At 66.9% G+C, this 15,741-nt stretch carries 19 protein-coding genes and 1 tRNA gene; 4 read left to right on the plus strand and 16 right to left on the minus strand.

Annotated features, from left to right (window positions below; all coding sequences use genetic code 11):
* Positions 1 to 122: 122 nt before the first annotated feature.
* Both ACO05N_RS17285 and ACO05N_RS17290 read left to right on the plus strand, forming a co-directional pair.
* Positions 123 to 962 carry an ATP-binding cassette domain-containing protein gene (locus ACO05N_RS17285; RefSeq protein ID WP_422058227.1) on the plus strand — a complete coding sequence of 280 codons (840 nt, stop codon included), beginning with the start codon at positions 123 to 125 and terminating at the stop codon, positions 960 to 962.
* Between the two features lie 12 nt (positions 963 to 974).
* Positions 975 to 1,700, plus strand: a complete 726-nt coding sequence (locus ACO05N_RS17290) for an ABC transporter permease (protein ID WP_422058228.1) — start codon at positions 975 to 977, stop codon at positions 1,698 to 1,700.
* Between the two features lie 44 nt (positions 1,701 to 1,744).
* On the opposite strand, the gene ACO05N_RS17295 is transcribed toward ACO05N_RS17290, so the two are convergent.
* From ACO05N_RS17295 to ACO05N_RS17320, 6 genes are all read right to left on the minus strand, one after another.
* Entirely contained in the window at positions 1,745 to 2,746 is a 1,002-nt protein-coding gene (locus ACO05N_RS17295) for an NADPH:quinone oxidoreductase family protein (protein WP_422058229.1), read from the minus strand.
* Entirely contained in the window at positions 2,709 to 3,338 is a 630-nt protein-coding gene (gene leuD, locus ACO05N_RS17300) for a 3-isopropylmalate dehydratase small subunit (RefSeq protein WP_422058230.1), read from the minus strand. Before leuD ends, ACO05N_RS17295 begins: the two co-directional genes overlap by 38 nt.
* 232 nt (positions 3,339 to 3,570) lie before the next feature.
* The gene (gene leuC, locus ACO05N_RS17305) at positions 3,571 to 5,019 is read right to left on the minus strand and encodes a 3-isopropylmalate dehydratase large subunit (protein WP_422058231.1); all 1,449 of its coding nucleotides are present in this window, start codon (positions 5,017 to 5,019) and stop codon (positions 3,571 to 3,573) included.
* A 75-nt stretch (positions 5,020 to 5,094) separates the two neighbouring features.
* Positions 5,095 to 5,544 (minus strand): hypothetical protein, encoded by a 450-nt coding sequence (locus tag ACO05N_RS17310; protein ID WP_422058232.1) that lies wholly within the window; start codon positions 5,542 to 5,544, stop codon positions 5,095 to 5,097.
* A complete protein-coding gene (locus ACO05N_RS17315) occupies positions 5,529 to 6,512 on the minus strand; it encodes an NAD-dependent epimerase/dehydratase family protein (RefSeq protein ID WP_422058233.1) in 984 nt (327 codons plus the stop codon). Before ACO05N_RS17315 ends, ACO05N_RS17310 begins: the two co-directional genes overlap by 16 nt.
* Positions 6,512 to 7,570 carry a winged helix-turn-helix domain-containing protein gene (locus ACO05N_RS17320; protein WP_422058234.1) on the minus strand — a complete coding sequence of 353 codons (1,059 nt, stop codon included), beginning with the start codon at positions 7,568 to 7,570 and terminating at the stop codon, positions 6,512 to 6,514. Before ACO05N_RS17320 ends, ACO05N_RS17315 begins: the two co-directional genes overlap by 1 nt.
* Positions 7,571 to 7,661: 91 nt before the next feature.
* On the opposite strand from ACO05N_RS17320, the gene ACO05N_RS17325 reads away from it, so the two are divergent.
* Positions 7,662 to 8,204 (plus strand): hypothetical protein, encoded by a 543-nt coding sequence (locus ACO05N_RS17325; RefSeq protein ID WP_422058235.1) that lies wholly within the window; start codon positions 7,662 to 7,664, stop codon positions 8,202 to 8,204.
* A gap of 38 nt (positions 8,205 to 8,242) precedes the next feature.
* Here the strand turns inward: ACO05N_RS17325 and ACO05N_RS17330 are convergent, their stop codons facing one another.
* From ACO05N_RS17330 to ACO05N_RS17350, 5 genes are all read right to left on the minus strand, one after another.
* Positions 8,243 to 8,893, minus strand: a complete 651-nt coding sequence (locus tag ACO05N_RS17330; protein WP_422058236.1) for a CoA transferase subunit B — start codon at positions 8,891 to 8,893, stop codon at positions 8,243 to 8,245.
* 4 nt (positions 8,894 to 8,897) lie between these two features.
* Positions 8,898 to 9,851, minus strand: a complete 954-nt coding sequence (locus tag ACO05N_RS17335; protein ID WP_422058237.1) for an HAD family acid phosphatase — start codon at positions 9,849 to 9,851, stop codon at positions 8,898 to 8,900.
* Entirely contained in the window at positions 9,848 to 10,561 is a 714-nt protein-coding gene (locus ACO05N_RS17340; RefSeq protein ID WP_422058238.1) for a CoA transferase subunit A, read from the minus strand. The genes ACO05N_RS17335 and ACO05N_RS17340 overlap by 4 nt, the downstream gene beginning before the upstream one ends.
* Positions 10,562 to 10,851: 290 nt before the next feature.
* A tRNA-Gln gene (locus tag ACO05N_RS17345) sits at positions 10,852 to 10,926 on the minus strand.
* 52 nt (positions 10,927 to 10,978) lie between these two features.
* A complete protein-coding gene (locus tag ACO05N_RS17350; RefSeq protein WP_422058239.1) occupies positions 10,979 to 12,127 on the minus strand; it encodes a branched-chain amino acid aminotransferase in 1,149 nt (382 codons plus the stop codon).
* Between ACO05N_RS17350 and ACO05N_RS17355 the strand changes: the two genes are divergently transcribed.
* A complete protein-coding gene (locus ACO05N_RS17355; RefSeq protein ID WP_422058240.1) occupies positions 12,126 to 12,608 on the plus strand; it encodes a MarR family winged helix-turn-helix transcriptional regulator in 483 nt (160 codons plus the stop codon). The two genes, ACO05N_RS17350 and ACO05N_RS17355, sit on opposite strands and share 2 nt — an antisense overlap.
* A gap of 2 nt (positions 12,609 to 12,610) precedes the next feature.
* Here the strand turns inward: ACO05N_RS17355 and ACO05N_RS17360 are convergent, their stop codons facing one another.
* The 5 genes from ACO05N_RS17360 to ACO05N_RS17380 form a co-directional block, all read right to left on the minus strand.
* Positions 12,611 to 13,240, minus strand: coding sequence for a hemerythrin domain-containing protein (locus ACO05N_RS17360; RefSeq protein ID WP_422058241.1), 630 nt, complete (start codon positions 13,238 to 13,240; stop codon positions 12,611 to 12,613).
* A 61-nt stretch (positions 13,241 to 13,301) separates the two neighbouring features.
* Complete coding sequence (gene proC / locus ACO05N_RS17365) at positions 13,302 to 14,105, minus strand: pyrroline-5-carboxylate reductase (RefSeq protein ID WP_422058242.1); 804 nt, start codon at positions 14,103 to 14,105, stop codon at positions 13,302 to 13,304.
* 130 nt (positions 14,106 to 14,235) lie between these two features.
* Complete coding sequence (locus ACO05N_RS17370; RefSeq protein ID WP_422058243.1) at positions 14,236 to 14,742, minus strand: YbjN domain-containing protein; 507 nt, start codon at positions 14,740 to 14,742, stop codon at positions 14,236 to 14,238.
* A 111-nt stretch (positions 14,743 to 14,853) separates the two neighbouring features.
* Positions 14,854 to 15,153, minus strand: coding sequence for an accessory factor UbiK family protein (locus ACO05N_RS17375; RefSeq protein WP_422058244.1), 300 nt, complete (start codon positions 15,151 to 15,153; stop codon positions 14,854 to 14,856).
* A gap of 14 nt (positions 15,154 to 15,167) precedes the next feature.
* Positions 15,168 to 15,719 (minus strand): TspO/MBR family protein, encoded by a 552-nt coding sequence (locus ACO05N_RS17380; protein WP_422058245.1) that lies wholly within the window; start codon positions 15,717 to 15,719, stop codon positions 15,168 to 15,170.
* Between the last annotated feature and the right edge of the window lie 22 nt (positions 15,720 to 15,741).

Consider the following 15,741-nt stretch of genomic DNA (forward strand, 5'->3'; position numbering starts at 1 on the left):
AAATTTAACCTTGACTTAAATTTTCGGACGATGAATTTAAGTTAGAGATAAACCGAGGAACCTTCCCGATGCAAGCAGCACTGGAAACAAAAGGGCTTCGCAGACAGCTTGGCGGCCGCGCCGTGATCGACAATCTGTCGATGTGCGTGCCACGCAGGGCGATTTACGGCTTTCTCGGCGCCAACGGCACGGGCAAGACCACCACGATCCGCATGGTGCTCGGCGTGCTGCGTGCGGATGACGGCGAAATCCGCGTGTTCGGCGAAGTCATGCGCCACGGACAGGCGCGGCGGATCGGTGCGCTGGTGGAATCCCCGGCGCTCTACGATCACCTGACCGGCGCCGAAAATCTCGACCTCACCCGCCGCATTCTTGGCTTGCCGCAGCGGGACATCGACCGTGTGCTTGACCTGGTCGGCCTGCGCGAGGCGGCGCATCGGCGCACCGGCGGCTTTTCGCTCGGTATGCGCCAGCGGTTGGGCATCGCGCGGGCGCTGCTCGGCAGCCCGAAGCTCCTGATCCTCGACGAACCGACCAACGGCCTCGATCCCGACGGCATCCGCGACATGCGCGTGCTGCTCCAGCGCCTGCCCGAAAGCGGCGACGTCACCCTGCTGGTCTCCAGCCATTTGCTGGGTGAGGTCGAGGCGATCGCGACGCATGTCGGACTGCTCCATTCCGGACGACTGCTGGCCGAAGCGCCGCTTGCCGAACTGCTCGGCGGCGCGGGCGGCGTCGAGGTGGCGACCGAAGATCGCGCGCGCGCCGCGCTCATTCTGGGCCAAGCCGGGTTCGGCGTGCGCCCGCACACGCAGTTGCCGAACGCTCTGATCGTCGATGCCAACGACCCCGCTGATGTGGCCGCATTGCTCCACCAGCGCGGTGCGCGGCTGACGCATCTCGCCTACCACCGCCGTCCGCTCGAACAGGTCTATCATGACCTGCGCGCGCAGGCCGCGTGAGGAGAAGTTCCGATGTTCCTCCGCTTCCTTGCCGTTGAGTTCCTGAAACTGCGCCGCTCGCTGGCACTGCTGCTGTGCGCCGCAGCGCCAGCCTGCATCGCCATCCTCGCCGCGCTGATTGCGCTGGATCGCGGCGGCGACTGGCATGCGTTCGCGCTCGGCAATTCAGCCTTCTGGGCTTTCGCAATGCTGCCGATGGCGCTCACTGCGCTGAGCGTGCTGCTCGCGCAGATGGAGCATGGCGCGCGCGCGTGGGACCATCTGCTCGCGCTACCCGGCGCGCGGCTGCATGTCTTCCTCGCCAAGGCGGTGGTCATGCTGACGCTGCTATGGGGCATGACCCTGTGGCTGGTCGTGCTGCTTCATCTGTCCGGCTTCGTCGTCGACGCGATCACGCCCGAGACGTTCACGGGTTCGGCCGACCCGGTCGGCACCGCTCATGTGCTGGTGCGCATGGCGATTGCCTCGACCCTGGTGGCGATCCTCCAATTATGGGTCGCGCTGCGCTTTCGCAGCTTCGTGCCCCCGCTCGTCTTCGGCATCGCCGGCACCTTTGCGGCGATCGTCGCGGTGAGCGCGCGGCAGGGCGTCTATTTTCCATGGCTGATGGCGACGAACATTCTTGCGAACGACCCGGCCAAGCCAACGCTAGCCCTGATGCTGGGCGGGCTCGGTGGACTCCTGGCACTGGGAGCGATGCTCGTGCATCTCGGCCGTCGCGACATGGTCGGCGGGTAAGCCAGGTCGGGCGCATCACCAGGCGTGACGCGCCCAGCCTCGCCTCAGTCCGCCACGCGCACCACCAGCTTGCCGATCGCGCCGCGGTCGGCGAGTCTGGCGATGGCCTTGCCGCCGTCCTCGAACGCGAACACCTCGCTGACATGCGGGTTGATCTTGCCGTCTTCCCACAGGCGGAAGAGATGGTCGACATGCGCGGCGTTGGCCTTGGGATCGCGCGCGGCGAAGGCGCCCCAGAAAACGCCGCAGACGTCGCAGCTCTTGAGCAGCGTGAGGTTCAGCGCCAGCTTGGGGATGCCCGCCGGGAAGCCAACGACGAGATAGCGCCCCTCCCATGCGATCGAGCGCAGCGCGGGTTCGGCATAGTCGCCGCCGACGGGATCATAGATGACATTGGCGCCGTCCGGCCCGACCGCCGCCTTGAACTGTTCGGCCAGCGCCTTTGACGCGTCCTTGTCGAAGGGCGCGCGGCCATAGACGACGGTTTCGTCCGCGCCCGCCGCCTTGGCCGCCGCCGCCTTTTCCTCGCTCGACACCGCGGCGACGACGCGCGCGCCGAATGCCTTGCCCAGTTCGATCGCCGACAGGCCGATGCCGCCAGCCGCGCCGAGGATCAGCAGCGTGTCGCCGGCCTTCAAATGCCCGCGATCGAGCAGCGCGTGGATGCTGGTGCCATAGGTCATCAGCAGCGCTGCGCCCTGTTCGAAGCTCTTGCTGTCAGGCAGCGGGTAGAGGCGGCGGCGTTCGACCACGACCTTTTCGGCGAGGCCGTTCCACCCGGTCGATCCGAGCAAGCGGTCGCCCGGCTTGAGGTCGGTGACACCCTCGCCCACCGACTCCACCACGCCGGCGATCTCGCCGCCCGGCGCGAACGGGCGCGGGGGTTTGAACTGGTATTTGTCCTCGATGATGATCACATCGGGAAAGTTGATCGCACAGGCCTTGACCGCGACCACCACCTCACCGGGTTTTGCCACCGGATCCGGCAGCTCGCCCATGGTTAGAGTTTCAGGTCCGCCCACTTCCTTCGACAATAACGCCCGCATCACCGCTCTCCCTCTTGAGCCAGGGCCGCGCGTCGGCGACCATCGACTCATATTTCGAAATTGCGGTATCTCTTGCCAGTGTCAGCCCGACCTCGTCCAGCCCCTGGATCAGGCAATCGAGGCGGAACGGGTCCATCTCGAAGCTGAAGCGATCCTGGAACGGCGTGGTGACGGTCATCGTCTCAAGGTCGATGGTGACCGGATCGGTCTTTGCCACCTCGATCAGCCGATCGATTGCCTCTTGCGGGAGCACCACCGCGACGATCCCGTTCTTGAACGCATTGCCCGAGAAGATGTCCGAATAGCTGGGCGCGATCACGGCGGTGATGCCCATGTCCTTCAGCGCCCAGGCGGCATGCTCGCGGCTCGACCCGCATCCGAAATTGTCGCCGGCGATCAGGATCGGCGATCCGGCATAAGCGGGGTCGTCGAAGATGTTGCCCGGCTGCGCGCGCACCGTTTCGAACGCGCCCTTGCCAAGGCCCTCACGGCTGATCGTCTTGAGCCAGTGGGCGGGAATGATGATGTCGGTGTCGATATTCTTGGCGCCCCACGGATAGGCGCGCCCTTCGACCTTGCGGACGGGGTCCATGTTCAGCTCCGGATGTGTTGAGGGCGCGCGACGAAGCGGGCCGCGCTGCTGCGCCGCCCGGGTGCCTGCCCAATCGATGCGATGATGTCGTGCGGCGCGCTCAGCGCAACGGCGCGACAACCTGTGTGCTCGCGCGCGCCTCGCCGACCGTGCCGGTGACGGTCGAATAGACCGCGGCCGCGCCGCTGAGGATCGTGCCCGTGATCAATGCCACCAAAACGCGCTTCACCGGTCATCCCCCCGCCTGGGCCCCCATGAGGTCCCGCACGTCCGTCAACCGCCCGGTCACCGCCGCCGCCGCCGCCATCGCGGGGGAGACGAGGTGCGTCCGGGCGCCCGGACCCTGCCGTCCTACGAAATTTCTGTTGGAAGTGGAAGCACATCTCTCGCCAGCCGGCACCTTGTCCGGGTTCATCGCGAGACACATCGAACACCCCGGCTCACGCCACTCGAACCCCGCCGCAGTGAAGATGCGGTCCAGCCCCTCGGCCTCGGCTTGGCGCTTCACCAGCCCAGATCCGGGGACGATCAGCGCCTGGCGCACGCCTTCGGCGACCTTGCGCCCGTTCACGACCGCAGCAGCAGCGCGCAGATCCTCGATCCGACTGTTGGTGCAGCTGCCGATGAAGATATTCTCGACCGCAATGTCCTGCATCCGCGTGCCGGCGGTCAGGCCCATATAGTCGAGCGACTTTTGCGCCGCGACGCGCTTCGACGGATCGGCAAAGCTCTCCGGATCGGGGACGATGCCGGTGATCGGCACGACATCCTCGGGGCTGGTGCCCCATGTGAGCGAGGGAGCGATGTCGCTGCCCTGAAGTGTTACCACGCGGTCATAGACTGCGCCCGGATCGCTCGGCAGGCTGCGCCACCATTCGAGCGCCTTGTCCCACTGCTCTCCCTGCGGCGCCATCGGACGGCCTTTGAGATAGGCGAAAGTGGTCTCGTCAGGCGCGATCAGGCCGGAGCGCGCCCCGCCCTCGATCGACATGTTGCTGACGGTCAGCCGCCCCTCGACCGACAGGCCGCGGATCACATCGCCGGTATATTCGACGACATAGCCGGTGCCGCCCGCCGCCCCGGTCTTGCCGATGATCGCGAGGATCACGTCCTTCGCCGACACGCCGTAACCCAGCGTCCCGTCGACGCGGATCTCCATCGTCTTGGACTGGCTGAGCAGCAATGTCTGCGTCGCCAGCACATGCTCGACCTCGCTGGTTCCGATGCCGAAGGCGAGCGCACCCAGCGCGCCATGCGCCGAGGTATGGCTGTCGCCGCACACCAGGGTCGTGCCCGGCAGGGTGAAGCCCTGTTCCGGGCCGACCACATGCACGATGCCCTGTTCCGGCGCCGTCGCGCCGAAATAGTCGATGCCGAATTCGGCGACATTGCGTTCGAGCGCGGCAAGCTGCTGCGCGCTTTCCTGATCCGCGATCGGCAGCCGGTTGCCCGAAGCATCGACCCGCGCGGTGGTCGGCAGGTTATGGTCGGGGACCGCGAGCGTCAGGTCGGGACGGCGCACGCGGCGCCCGGCGGCGCGAAGCCCCTCGAACGCCTGCGGGCTGGTCACCTCATGGACGAGGTGGCGGTCGATATAGATGAGGCAGGTGCCGTCCTCACGCCGTTCGACGACGTGCGCGGCCCAGATCTTCTCGTAAAGCGTAAGCGGTTTGCTGGCCATGATGCGGTCCCCTTACGCCTTTGTTGCGCGGGGGCAAGCACAGGCGACATTTTCTAAGGCAAAGCGCGGCTTGGCTCAGGGGGCGAGGTGCCGCCACGCGCGCACGAGGCCGACGAAATGGACGACGCCGTAAACCAGCACGATGGCCGACGACCAGATCGCGAAGCCGTCGCTATGCTGCGGCCGCCAGAAATGCAGCGGCACAAAGGCGAGCGCCCGGAACAGGTAGATGGCGGTGATCGCCACCAGCGCCGTGCGGAGCAACGGCAGCCGGGGGATCAGACCCGCCCCCGACGCGGCATATGCCGCCCATATTGCCAGCAGCGTAGCGATACCGAGCGTGATCAGCGTCGGTCGCAAATCGCCCCGCGCCGCCGCCCGCGCCATCCCCTCACCCGCGCCGAAGAACCGATACCAGTCCGGCCCACCAGCGATGCAGGCCAAATGTAGCGCGGCGGCTGCGGCGGAGAGGGTCGCGGCGGCGATCAGCCAGCCCGAACCCGGGTTGCTCACGACATTTGGCATTGCCCCTCCCCGGTCCGCGCCAACTCCTGTGGCGAGACATAGTCGGCGTCATGCGCGAACGGCAAATCGGCCCCGGCCCTCAACGCATCGAGCAGCTGCGCGAATCCGGTGCCGAACGCAAAGCCCAGTTCGCGCTGAATCCGCCCGCTGTCATAGACCCGGCCGATCCGGCTCGGCAGTTCCCAGCCGCGTGCGCCGTAGAGCGCGGGGGCATCCGGGAAATGCCGGGCGATCACGGCTGCGGCGTCGCGCCTCAATTCAGCCGCTTCGTCGCGGGCGAAGGGGGTCGGCGCGGACACGATATAGGTGCCGAAACCTATTTCCGGCGCCCTGGCGAGCGCGGCGATGTGCGCCCGCGCGGCATCCTCTACCGTCAGGCGCCGGTGGAGCAACTCGTTCGCCTTAAGATTCTCGCCCGGCGGATGGCTGTGGGTGTCATCGTCCTCGGGAAAGAAGCGCCCGGTGCGCAGGATGATACAGTTCAGGCCATGTTCGGCATGAAACAGGCGGCACAGCTGCTCCGCCGCATATTTGGTGACGCCGTAGATGTTGCGCGGTTCGATCGGGCCGCTGTCCTCGTCGAGCCACACTGCTGCATCGCCCGCCTCGTCGCGGATTGCCTGGCTGATCATCAGCGAGGTGGTGGAAGTGAACACGAACCGGTCGTGCCCCGCTGTCACGGCCGCCTCGAGCAGGTTGAGCGTGCCGGTGACATTGACGTCGACAAATGCCTGCTTTGGATAGCGCACGATGTCGGGTTTGTGCAGCGCGCCGCCATGGATCACTGCCTCGATCCTGTGCTCGGCGAAGACCCGGTCGATCGCGTCGCGGTCGGCGACGCTGGCGATCACATCGGTATGGGCGCCAGGCGCAACGTCGAGACCGGTGACGTGATGACCCTCCGCACGGAGCAGCGGAGCGAGAAAGCGGCCGAGCCAGCCCGACGACCCGGTGAGCAGCACGCGCATCAGCCAGCCCTCCCCCGCCACAACCCCGCTGCCGTGAACCCGCCGAACAGCGCGCCCTCCGCCACGCTCGTCGCGATCCGGCTGCGCAGGCCGAAGCCGGTTTCGCCGAGCAGCGCGCCGATCCGGCCAAGGTCCAGCCGTGCACCATCCATCGTCTGGGTCAGCACGTCGACGCTGCCGGCGAGCAAGCGTCCGCCGAGCAGCGCAATGATCAAGCCCGCCGCTGCGCCAAGGACCATTCCGGCGAGCCCGGCATGGCGTTTGGTGCTGCCTGCGCGTCTAGCTGTGATCCAATAGGCCAGCCCCACCGCAGTCCCCAGCGCCAATCCCTCGGGCGCGCCGGTGATCCCTTCGGGCGCACGGCCGAGGAGCAGGGTGAAGGCGTCGATCCCCAGCAGCTTTGCGACCGCCCCCACGATGAGGCCGGCGAGCGTGCCGCCGACGATCGTCAGGGGCGATCCGACACCGCTGCGCTGCGCCGCTGCCGCGACGCCAAACGCCACCGCGCCGCCGCCGATGGCCGCGACACCAATGGTGAGGCATGCCAGCACCAGCACGAAGGACAGCGCCCCGCTCTGCGCCGGCACCGCCAGCGTCGCACCGAGCACGCCATAGGTCAGTCCGCCGACAACACCCGCCGCGACCGCGCCGGCAGTACCGGTCGCGCCCATGTCCCAGGTCAAGTTGTGCGTTTGCGGCTGCGGCGCGGAGGGCGCAGCCGGCGCTCGCGCCTCCGTCCCTTCGCCCTCGATCGCGCCGACGAAGCGGTAACCGAATTTGGGCACCGTCGCGATGAAGCGCGGGTCGCCGGCATCATCGCCCAATGTCCGGCGCAGCGTGCGGATGCACTGGGTCAGCGCCTCGTCGGTCACCGGAATGCCGCGCCACACCGCGTCCATGAACCGGTCCTTGGTCACCAGCTGGCCCTGTGCGCCCACCAGCAGGATCAGCGCGTCGAGATAGCGCGCGTTGAGCGCGACCTCCGCCCCGTCGCGGCGCAGCTGGCGCTCGGTGCTGTCGAGCTCGAAGCCCCCAAAGCGATAGATCGTCGGGTCCATGTCGATTTCAGCGAAGCCTCAGATCCTGCTCATGCCGCTCACCCGCCGACTGCGCCAGCCAAGGGTATCGGCAATTCATGGAGGCAAGCAAGTGGTTGAACAAGCGAAGACTGGCGGCGTGTGGCGCAACCCGTGGCGGCTGATCGGATGGGGCGGGATCGCGGGTCTCCTGCTCCTCCCGGCGGTGGCGATGCAGTTTACTGATGAGGTCAGCTGGACGGCAGGCGATTTTCTGGTTGCGTTCCTGATGCTGGCCAGCGTCGGCATGACGGTCGAGCTGACCGTGCGCGCCAACCCGTCATGGTCCTATCGCGCGGGCATGGGGATCCTTCTGGCCGCGTGCTTCCTGACGACCTGGATCAACCTGGCGGTCGGGATCGTCGGGAACGAGAATAATCCGGTCAACACGCTGTTCTTCCTCGCCCCGCTCGCCGCCATTGGGGGATCGATGCTGGCCGGCTTCCGCGCGGGCGGCATGGCCGTCGCCACGATCCTCGCTGCGATCGTCCAGATCGCGGTGATGCTTTACATCTGGGTGGCCGGTGCGGGGTTTCCGATCGGGGTGACCGTGTTTTTCGGCACGTTGTGGCTGGTCGCCGCCGGCCTGTTTCGTCAGGCGGCGCGGGAGGCGTAAGGTATTCTTCCCCTGCTCCGCAGGGGAGGAATGGGTGATCACGCCGTCGCTAGCGCGACCTCGTACTGCGCCGTGGTCTTCGCCGCGACCTCGTCCTCGGTCACGCCGGGGGCCAGTTCGATCAGGCGGAACGGCGAGTCATGGTCCGGGCGCTGGAACACCGCCAGGTCGGTGATGATCATGTCGACGACATTCTTGCCGGTCAGCGGGAGCGTGCATTCGGGGATGAACTTTGCGCTGCCGTCCTTGGCATTATGCTCCATCACCACGATGATCTTCTTGACCCCGGCGACGAGGTCCATCGCGCCGCCCATGCCCTTGATCATCTTGCCCGGGATCATCCAGTTGGCGATGTCGCCGGTCTGGCTGATCTCCATCGCGCCGAGCACGGTCAGGTCGATATGCCCGCCGCGGATCATCGCAAAGCTGTCCGAGCTGCTGAAATAGACCGATTGCGGCAGTTCGCTGATGGTCTGCTTGCCGGCGTTGATCAGGTCGGGGTCTTCCTCGCCCTCGAACGGGAACGGGCCGATGCCGAGCATGCCGTTTTCCGACTGCAGCGTCACCTCCACTCCCTCAGGGATGTGGTTGGCGACCAGGGTCGGGATGCCGATGCCGAGATTGACGTAGAAACCGTCCTGCAATTCCTTTGCGGCGCGCGCGGCCATTTCGTCGCGGGTCCAGGGCATCACTTCACTCCTTGGGCAGTTCGGTTGTCGGGGTCGCGGTGCTACGCACCGGATTGGGCAGCAGGAACCAGCCTGCGCCCCAGAGCGGGGCGACCATCGTCTCGGTCGCGGCGGCGGGGCGGCGCGCGGCGTCCCCCGCATCGAACGTGTCGCTGAAATCGCCCAGCGCATCGCCGACGATCGCGACGACGCAATAGCTGGCGGCGACGGTGCGACGCACATGGTCGCCGGCGATCGGCGGCTCCCCGCCGCGCAGGATCAGCGTCTTGCCCGGCACGAAGTCTCCAAATCCAAGCTTGGCGAGCATGGCGGCCGCAGCGTTGTTGCCGGAGGGCCGCCGTGCGCTGGTGAAGATCGCCTGCACACCCTCGCGACGCAGCGCATCGATTCCTTCGACCGCGCCCGGCACCGCGCTGACCTGATCGCTGCCGTCGCCGATCCAGCGGCGAAAGCGCGCATCGGGATCGCTGCCGGCGGCGCTTTCATCCAGGTCGAACAGGATCGCGAACGGCTTTGCCTCGCACGGCACATAGCGTGGCGCATCGAGCGTCGCGCCTTCGGCCAGCACGGCCGAGCGCACCGCCTCCCCCGCCTTGCGCGCGGCGACCTGGCGTTCGACATAGGCCCAGAGCGACTGATACGCCTGCAGCGATGCCGCAGCGGATTCCGCCGATGCCGCCGGTGTGGCGGGCGATGCTGCCGCCGATGCCTGCAGCCGCAGCGCCAGCGCGCGCGCCTCGGGTGTGGCCAGCGTCGCGGTTGCATCGCCGGGCGCGGCCGCAACCGGTGCCGGCGTCGCGGTAGCGGCTGGCTGCGGCTCGGGCTCCGGCTTGTCGCCGTCGAGCAACCGCTTCCCCGCGATCGATCCGCCCGCGACGATCGGGATCGCCGCCGCGACGCATCCGCCGCACAGCAGCCCCGCCGCGCCAAGCGTCAGCAGGGCGCGCAGCCGGCTCACGCCGCCTCGCTGGTCCGCTGACGGACCGTGCGGAACTCGATCTTCTTGTCGTACGGCGCGCCGATGATCATCCGCTTCACGTAAATGCCGGGCAGATGGATCGTGTCGGGGTCGAGGCTGCCGACGGGCACCACTTCCTCGACCTCGGCGACGCAGATGTTCGCGGCGGTCGCCATCGGCTGGTTGAAGTTGCGCGCGGTCTTGCGAAAGATCAGGTTCCCCGCCTCGTCCGCCTTCCACCCCTTGATGATGGCGAGGTCCGCGCGGATGCCGCGTTCCAGGATATATTCCTGGCCGTCGAACACCTTGACCTCCTTGCCCTCGGCCACCTTCGTGCCGACGCCGGTCTTGGTGTAGAAGCCGGGGATGCCTGCCCCGCCCGCGCGGCAGCGTTCGGCCAGCGTTCCCTGGGGGCAGAACTCGACTTCCAGCTCGCCCGCCAGATACTGCCGCTCGAACTCCTTGTTCTCACCGACATAGGACGAAATCATCTTGCGGACCTGCCGCGTGCGCAGCAGCTTGCCCAGACCCTCGCCGTCGATACCGGCGTTGTTGCTGGCGATCGTCAGGTCCTTGACCCCGGCATCGCGGATCGCGTCGATCAGCCGTTCGGGAATGCCGCACAGGCCGAACCCACCGGCGCAGATTGTCATGCCGTCGTGCAGCAGGCCCTCAAGCGCCGCTTCGGCAGTCGGGTACAGCTTGTTCATCGCCGCGAGTCTCTCCTAGCCCCTGTCACGGGGGCGATAGTCGCGGGGGGTCGGCGTGGTCAAGCGAACCTGAACGGAGTTTCAACTTTGTTCGGGAGGATCATATCGAGTGACAGCGGGACGGCGGGCAATCCGCCCAAGACTGATCGAGGCTCAGGGGATGCACAGGCAAGTCAGCGCTAAACGGCGGGCCTTGCACTCCGCCAACGACCCAGCTTCAGACTGATGCGCCGACGGCACGGTCCCGGCCACCCTGTTCCGGTGCGCTTGCGGAAAAGGCATCGTCGATATGGCTGGGGCGGCTGGATTCGAACCAGCGCATGGCGGTACCAAAAACCGCTGCCTTACCGCTTGGCTACGCCCCAACATCGCGGAAGCGACGCCCTTAGAGCGCCGCGCCGCGTGTGAAAAGAGGGTTTAGCCGAACCGATGCACCCAGCCATGCGGGTCGGGTGCCTCGCCGCGCTGGATCGCGGTCAGCCGCGCCTTGAGCGCCTCGGTGACCTGCCCCGGACCGCCGCTGCCGATGGTGAAGCCGCCGTCCCGGCTCTTCACCTGGCCGACCGGCGTGACCACGGCCGCCGTGCCGCAGGCGAAGGTTTCGACCAGCCGCCCGCTCTTCGCATCCGCTTCCCACTGATCGATAGCATAGGGCTCTTCGCGCACGGTGATCCCCTGTTCGCGGGCCAGCGTCAGGATCGATTCCCGCGTGATACCGGGCAGGATCGTGCCGGTCAGCGGCGGGGTGAGGATGCTGCCATCGTCGAACACGAAGAACAGGTTCATGCCGCCGAGTTCCTCGACCCAGCGGCGCTCGGCTGCGTCGAGAAACACGACCTGATCGCAGCCCTGCTTGATCGCTTCGGCCTGGGCGACCAGGCTCGACGCATAATTGCCGCCGCATTTGGCAGCGCCGGTGCCGCCGGGCGCGGCGCGGGTATAATGGTCGGAGACCCAGATCGTCACCGCCTTGGCCCCGCTCTTGAAATAGGCGCCGGCGGGCGAGGCGATGACCAGGTAGAGATATTCGCTGGCCGGCTTCACGCCTAGGAATACCTCGCTCGCGAACATGAACGGGCGCAGGTAGAGCGAACCGCCCTCAAGGCTGGGGATCCAGTCGCGATCGGCGGCGACCAGTGCCTCGAGCGACCCGATGAACAGCTCGTCGGGCAGTTCGGGCATCGCCATGCGCCGCGCCGACTCGCGAAAGCGGCGGGCATTCTGCTCGGGCCGGAACAACGCCGTGCCGCCGTCGCCGAGGCGATAGGCCTTGAGCCCTTCGAAAATCTCCTGCGCATAATGCAGCACGGCGGTCGCGGGATCGAGCGTCAGCGGCGCTCGCGCAGTGATCTTCGCATCGTGCCAGCCCTGCGTGTCCGACCAGCGGATCATCGCCATATGATCGGTGAACAGCTTGCCGAACCCGGGATCGGCGAGCAGGCGCGTACGCTCGTTCGCGTCGATGGGAGCCCGATTGGCTTCGATCTGGAACGTCAGGCTGCTCACTTCACTCTCCTGAATTGACCGTTGCGCACGCCTAAGCCCGATGGCAAAACAGGTCAACATGGCTGTCCCAACTGCGTCCCCGCTATTCCTGCGCGAAGCCGAAATCCGGCGCGGCGTCGAAATGCTGTATTTCGGCTACAGTCACCTGACCCGCTCGATCGATGAAGGGCTCGCCGCACAAGGTCTGGGCCGGGCGCATCATCGTGCGCTCTATTTCATCGCGCGCCAGCCGGACATTACCGTCGGTGAGCTGATCTCGCTGCTGGCGATCACAAAACAGTCGCTCGGCCGGGTGCTGACCGACCTTACCGATCGCGCGCTGATCGACACTCGGCCCGGCCGTGAAGACCGTCGCCAGCGCCTGTTGCGCCTGACGCCTGAGGGGGCACGGCTGGAGGCCGAGCTGTTCGACGCGCTGCGCGAAAAAATGACCGCCGCCTATTCCTCGGCGGGACAGGCGGCGGTCGGGGGGTTCTGGGCCGTACTCGAAGGGCTGATCCCCGCCGACGAACGCAAGCGGGTGTCAGACCTGGGGCGGTAGGATTACGCCACCTTGAACCCTTCGCGGTTCATCGCCTTGGTCAGTACGGCGTTCTTCTCCTCGGACAGGCTGGCGCGCAGCTCCGGGAACAGGCGCTCCTCCTCGTCCTTCATATGCTCTTCCAGCTCGGTGCGCAGCTTGCGGATCGTGGCGAGGAACTGCGGGCTGGCGGCGGGCATATTGTCCAGCTCGTACAAATGCTGCTTCACATAGCCATGTTCGCCGTTAAGCGCATCGGCTTCCGCGACTTTCCCGGCCTCGCGCAGCGCGGGGTAGATCACATTCTCTTCCTCGATCGCATGCTTCGCCAGCGCGTGCTTGAGCTGGGTCAGCATCAGCGTGCGGCGCGCGGTCGCGGTGTCGTCGGTCGCCTCGATCGCGTCGAGCAGCTTGAGCACCGCCTGATGTTCCGCGATCAGCCCGTCCATCCAGTCGCCAGCCAGCAACGTCGGGGACTGCACCGCCGCCTTGCGTCCGAGCATCGCCAGCACCCCTAGCGCCGCACCGGCTGCGGTCGCACCGGCGATCTTGCCGAAGCTGCCGCCCCAGCCGCCTTCGTCCTTGAACCGGCCCTTGCTGTCGCGCGTCTGGTTGTCAGCCTGGGTCGCTCTGCTCTGCGTCTTGGTCGCCATCATCGCCTCCGTGAATAGAATACTGGCGCGACAACGTTTTCAAGAGGTTGGACGTTCCGCTTTACCCGCGCGCAGCGGCGGCCATTTCGGCGTTACGGCGCTCCGAGGCTTCAAGGGTGGCGGTGAGCAGCCTGACCAGCGCGGCGTCGGTGTCTAGCACGTCCAGCCCCGCGCGCGTCGAACCGCCGGGACTGGCCACCTTGTCGGCGAGCGTAGCTGGACTGTCGCTGGACCGGGCGGCGAGCAGCGCCCCGCCCTCCACGATCGCCAGCGCCAGCCGCAGCGCCTGATCGGCGGGAATACCGACCGCCGCGCCCGCTTCGGCTAGCGCGTCGATGAAGCGATAGACAAAGGCCGGACCGCTGCCTGCCAGCGCGGTCACCGCGTCGAACCGTGCAACATCGACCCATTCGACCAGGCCGAGCGGCGCCATCAGCGCGCCCGCCCCGGCCCGCGCGGTCGCATCGGCGCTGTCACTATGCAGCGCGACCACGCCCTTGCCGATCTCGACCGGCAGGTTCGGCATCGCGCGGATAATTGCCCCGGCATCGAACCGCGCCGCCACCGCGGCTTCCTCGACCCCGGCGAGGATCGAAACCAGCATCGGCACGCCCGCGATCCGGCCTGCGATCTGTTCGGCGATCGGGTCGATTTGCTGCGGCTTCACCCCCAGCATCACCGCATCGGGCAACGCACCGTTGGGCAACACCCGCCCCTGCCGCACGCCATCGGGCAGGTCGCGGTCGCTACGGTTGAGGACGAACACATCCTCCCCCCGCACCGTTCCCGCTGCGATCCAACGCCGCAACATCGCCCCGGCCATATTCCCGCATCCGATCAGCCACAGGGTCTTGGGGGTGGACAATGGGGCCTCCGGACATTGGCCGCCGGGACGGCGCCGGGCGGAAGATTACACTGGCTCTACACGATCGCGCGCCGCATTGCGGGTCGCTTGGCCTGGTGCGACGCGGCTGTGGCGTGAGCGTGTGGGTGGCCTACGCCTCGCCCTGCGTCTCGATCAGCGCGGCGGCGATGGCTTCCTTGGGAGTCTTGCCGCCCCACAGGACGAACTGGAACACCGGGTAGAAGCGTTCGCATTCGTCGATCGCGCTTTCGACCAGCAATTCGGTGTGCTGCAGCGTGATCGATGCGCCGTCGTCGCCGGGGATCATCGCGGCGTGGCGGTACAGCAGGATGCCGCTGGACGACCAAAGCTCGAAATGGCCGACCCAGAGCTGTTCGTTGACGAGGCCGATGGTTTCGTAGATCGCGCCGCGACGCTCGTCCGGGATGCGGACATCCGGGAACGCCAGGAACTGGAGCACGCCATCGTCTTCGCGCCAGATCGCGCGCAGTTCGTACTCGGTCCAGCTGCCCTTTACCTTGGCAACGACCTCGTCCTCCTCGCGCGTATGGCTCCAGCCATGCGCCGCGAAGTAGCTTTCCAGCATGTCGATCGGCGCGGCGTCATCGTCGCGCTCATATTCGCTCTCATCGAGCATTCCGGTCGTCCTCCGCCCGGCCCTTGCCTGGCGCAGTTGGTGCCAATCCTCGCCGCGCTGCACAAGCAGCATAACGTAAACGCGGCGGAAATAGATGTGGAAAAGGCGGGCTCAGGCGTCCGGCGCGGACTTCCTGGGCTTGGCAGGCTTTGCAGCAGCGGGAGCACCGCCCAGCTTCGCCTCCAGCGCCTCGATCCGCGCACGCAGCGCGTCATTCTCGTCGCGCGCCGCCACGGCCATCGCCTTCACCGCCTCGAACTCGTCGCGCGCCACGAAATCCATGCCACCGACGAAGCTCTTGAACCGCTCACGCGCGGCGCTCTCGCCCTCCCGCGCCATGCCGGCCATCGTGCCGGCCGCGCCGTTCACGAACTTTACGAAATCGTCGAAAATGCGGTTGTCGCTCTGCATGATAAGTCGGCTCCTCAAATACTCATCTGGGGCGCCGACTGCGCCGGGACAAGGGTTGCGGCATTGGGGTTGAGCTGGTCGATCTGGAAACACAGCCATCCGGCAAAGCACAGCCAGCCCAGATAGGGCAGCATCAGGATCGCCGCGCCCGTACGGATGCGTCCGAACATCACCGTCGTGGCCAGCGCCAGCACCAGGATCACGCCGATCAGCACGAATGCCCAGAAGGGCTGGTGCATGCCGAAGAACAACGGCGACCATGCGAGGTTCGCGCCCATCTGTACCGCGAACAGTACCAGCGCCGGGCCACGCAGCTTCGATCCGCGCGCGTTGATGATCATCGCCAGCGCCAGGCCCATCAGCACGTAGATGACCGCCCATGCCACGGGAAAGGCCCAGTCCGGCGGGGTCTGCGCCGGCTTTTCGAGCATCTGGTACCAGGGATTGTCGGCCCCGGTCGGAGCGATGCGGGCCGAGGTAAAGCCGAGCAGCAGGATGAACGGAACGGTGACGATCGCCCAGCGCAGGAACGCCAGCCGCAATTGCCCCTTGGACGCAATCTCCATTCCCCGCTCCCCGTTCTTGTAG

This window comes from Sphingomonas sp., assembly GCF_965227385.1.
Lineage (GTDB): Bacteria > Pseudomonadota > Alphaproteobacteria > Sphingomonadales > Sphingomonadaceae > Sphingomonas.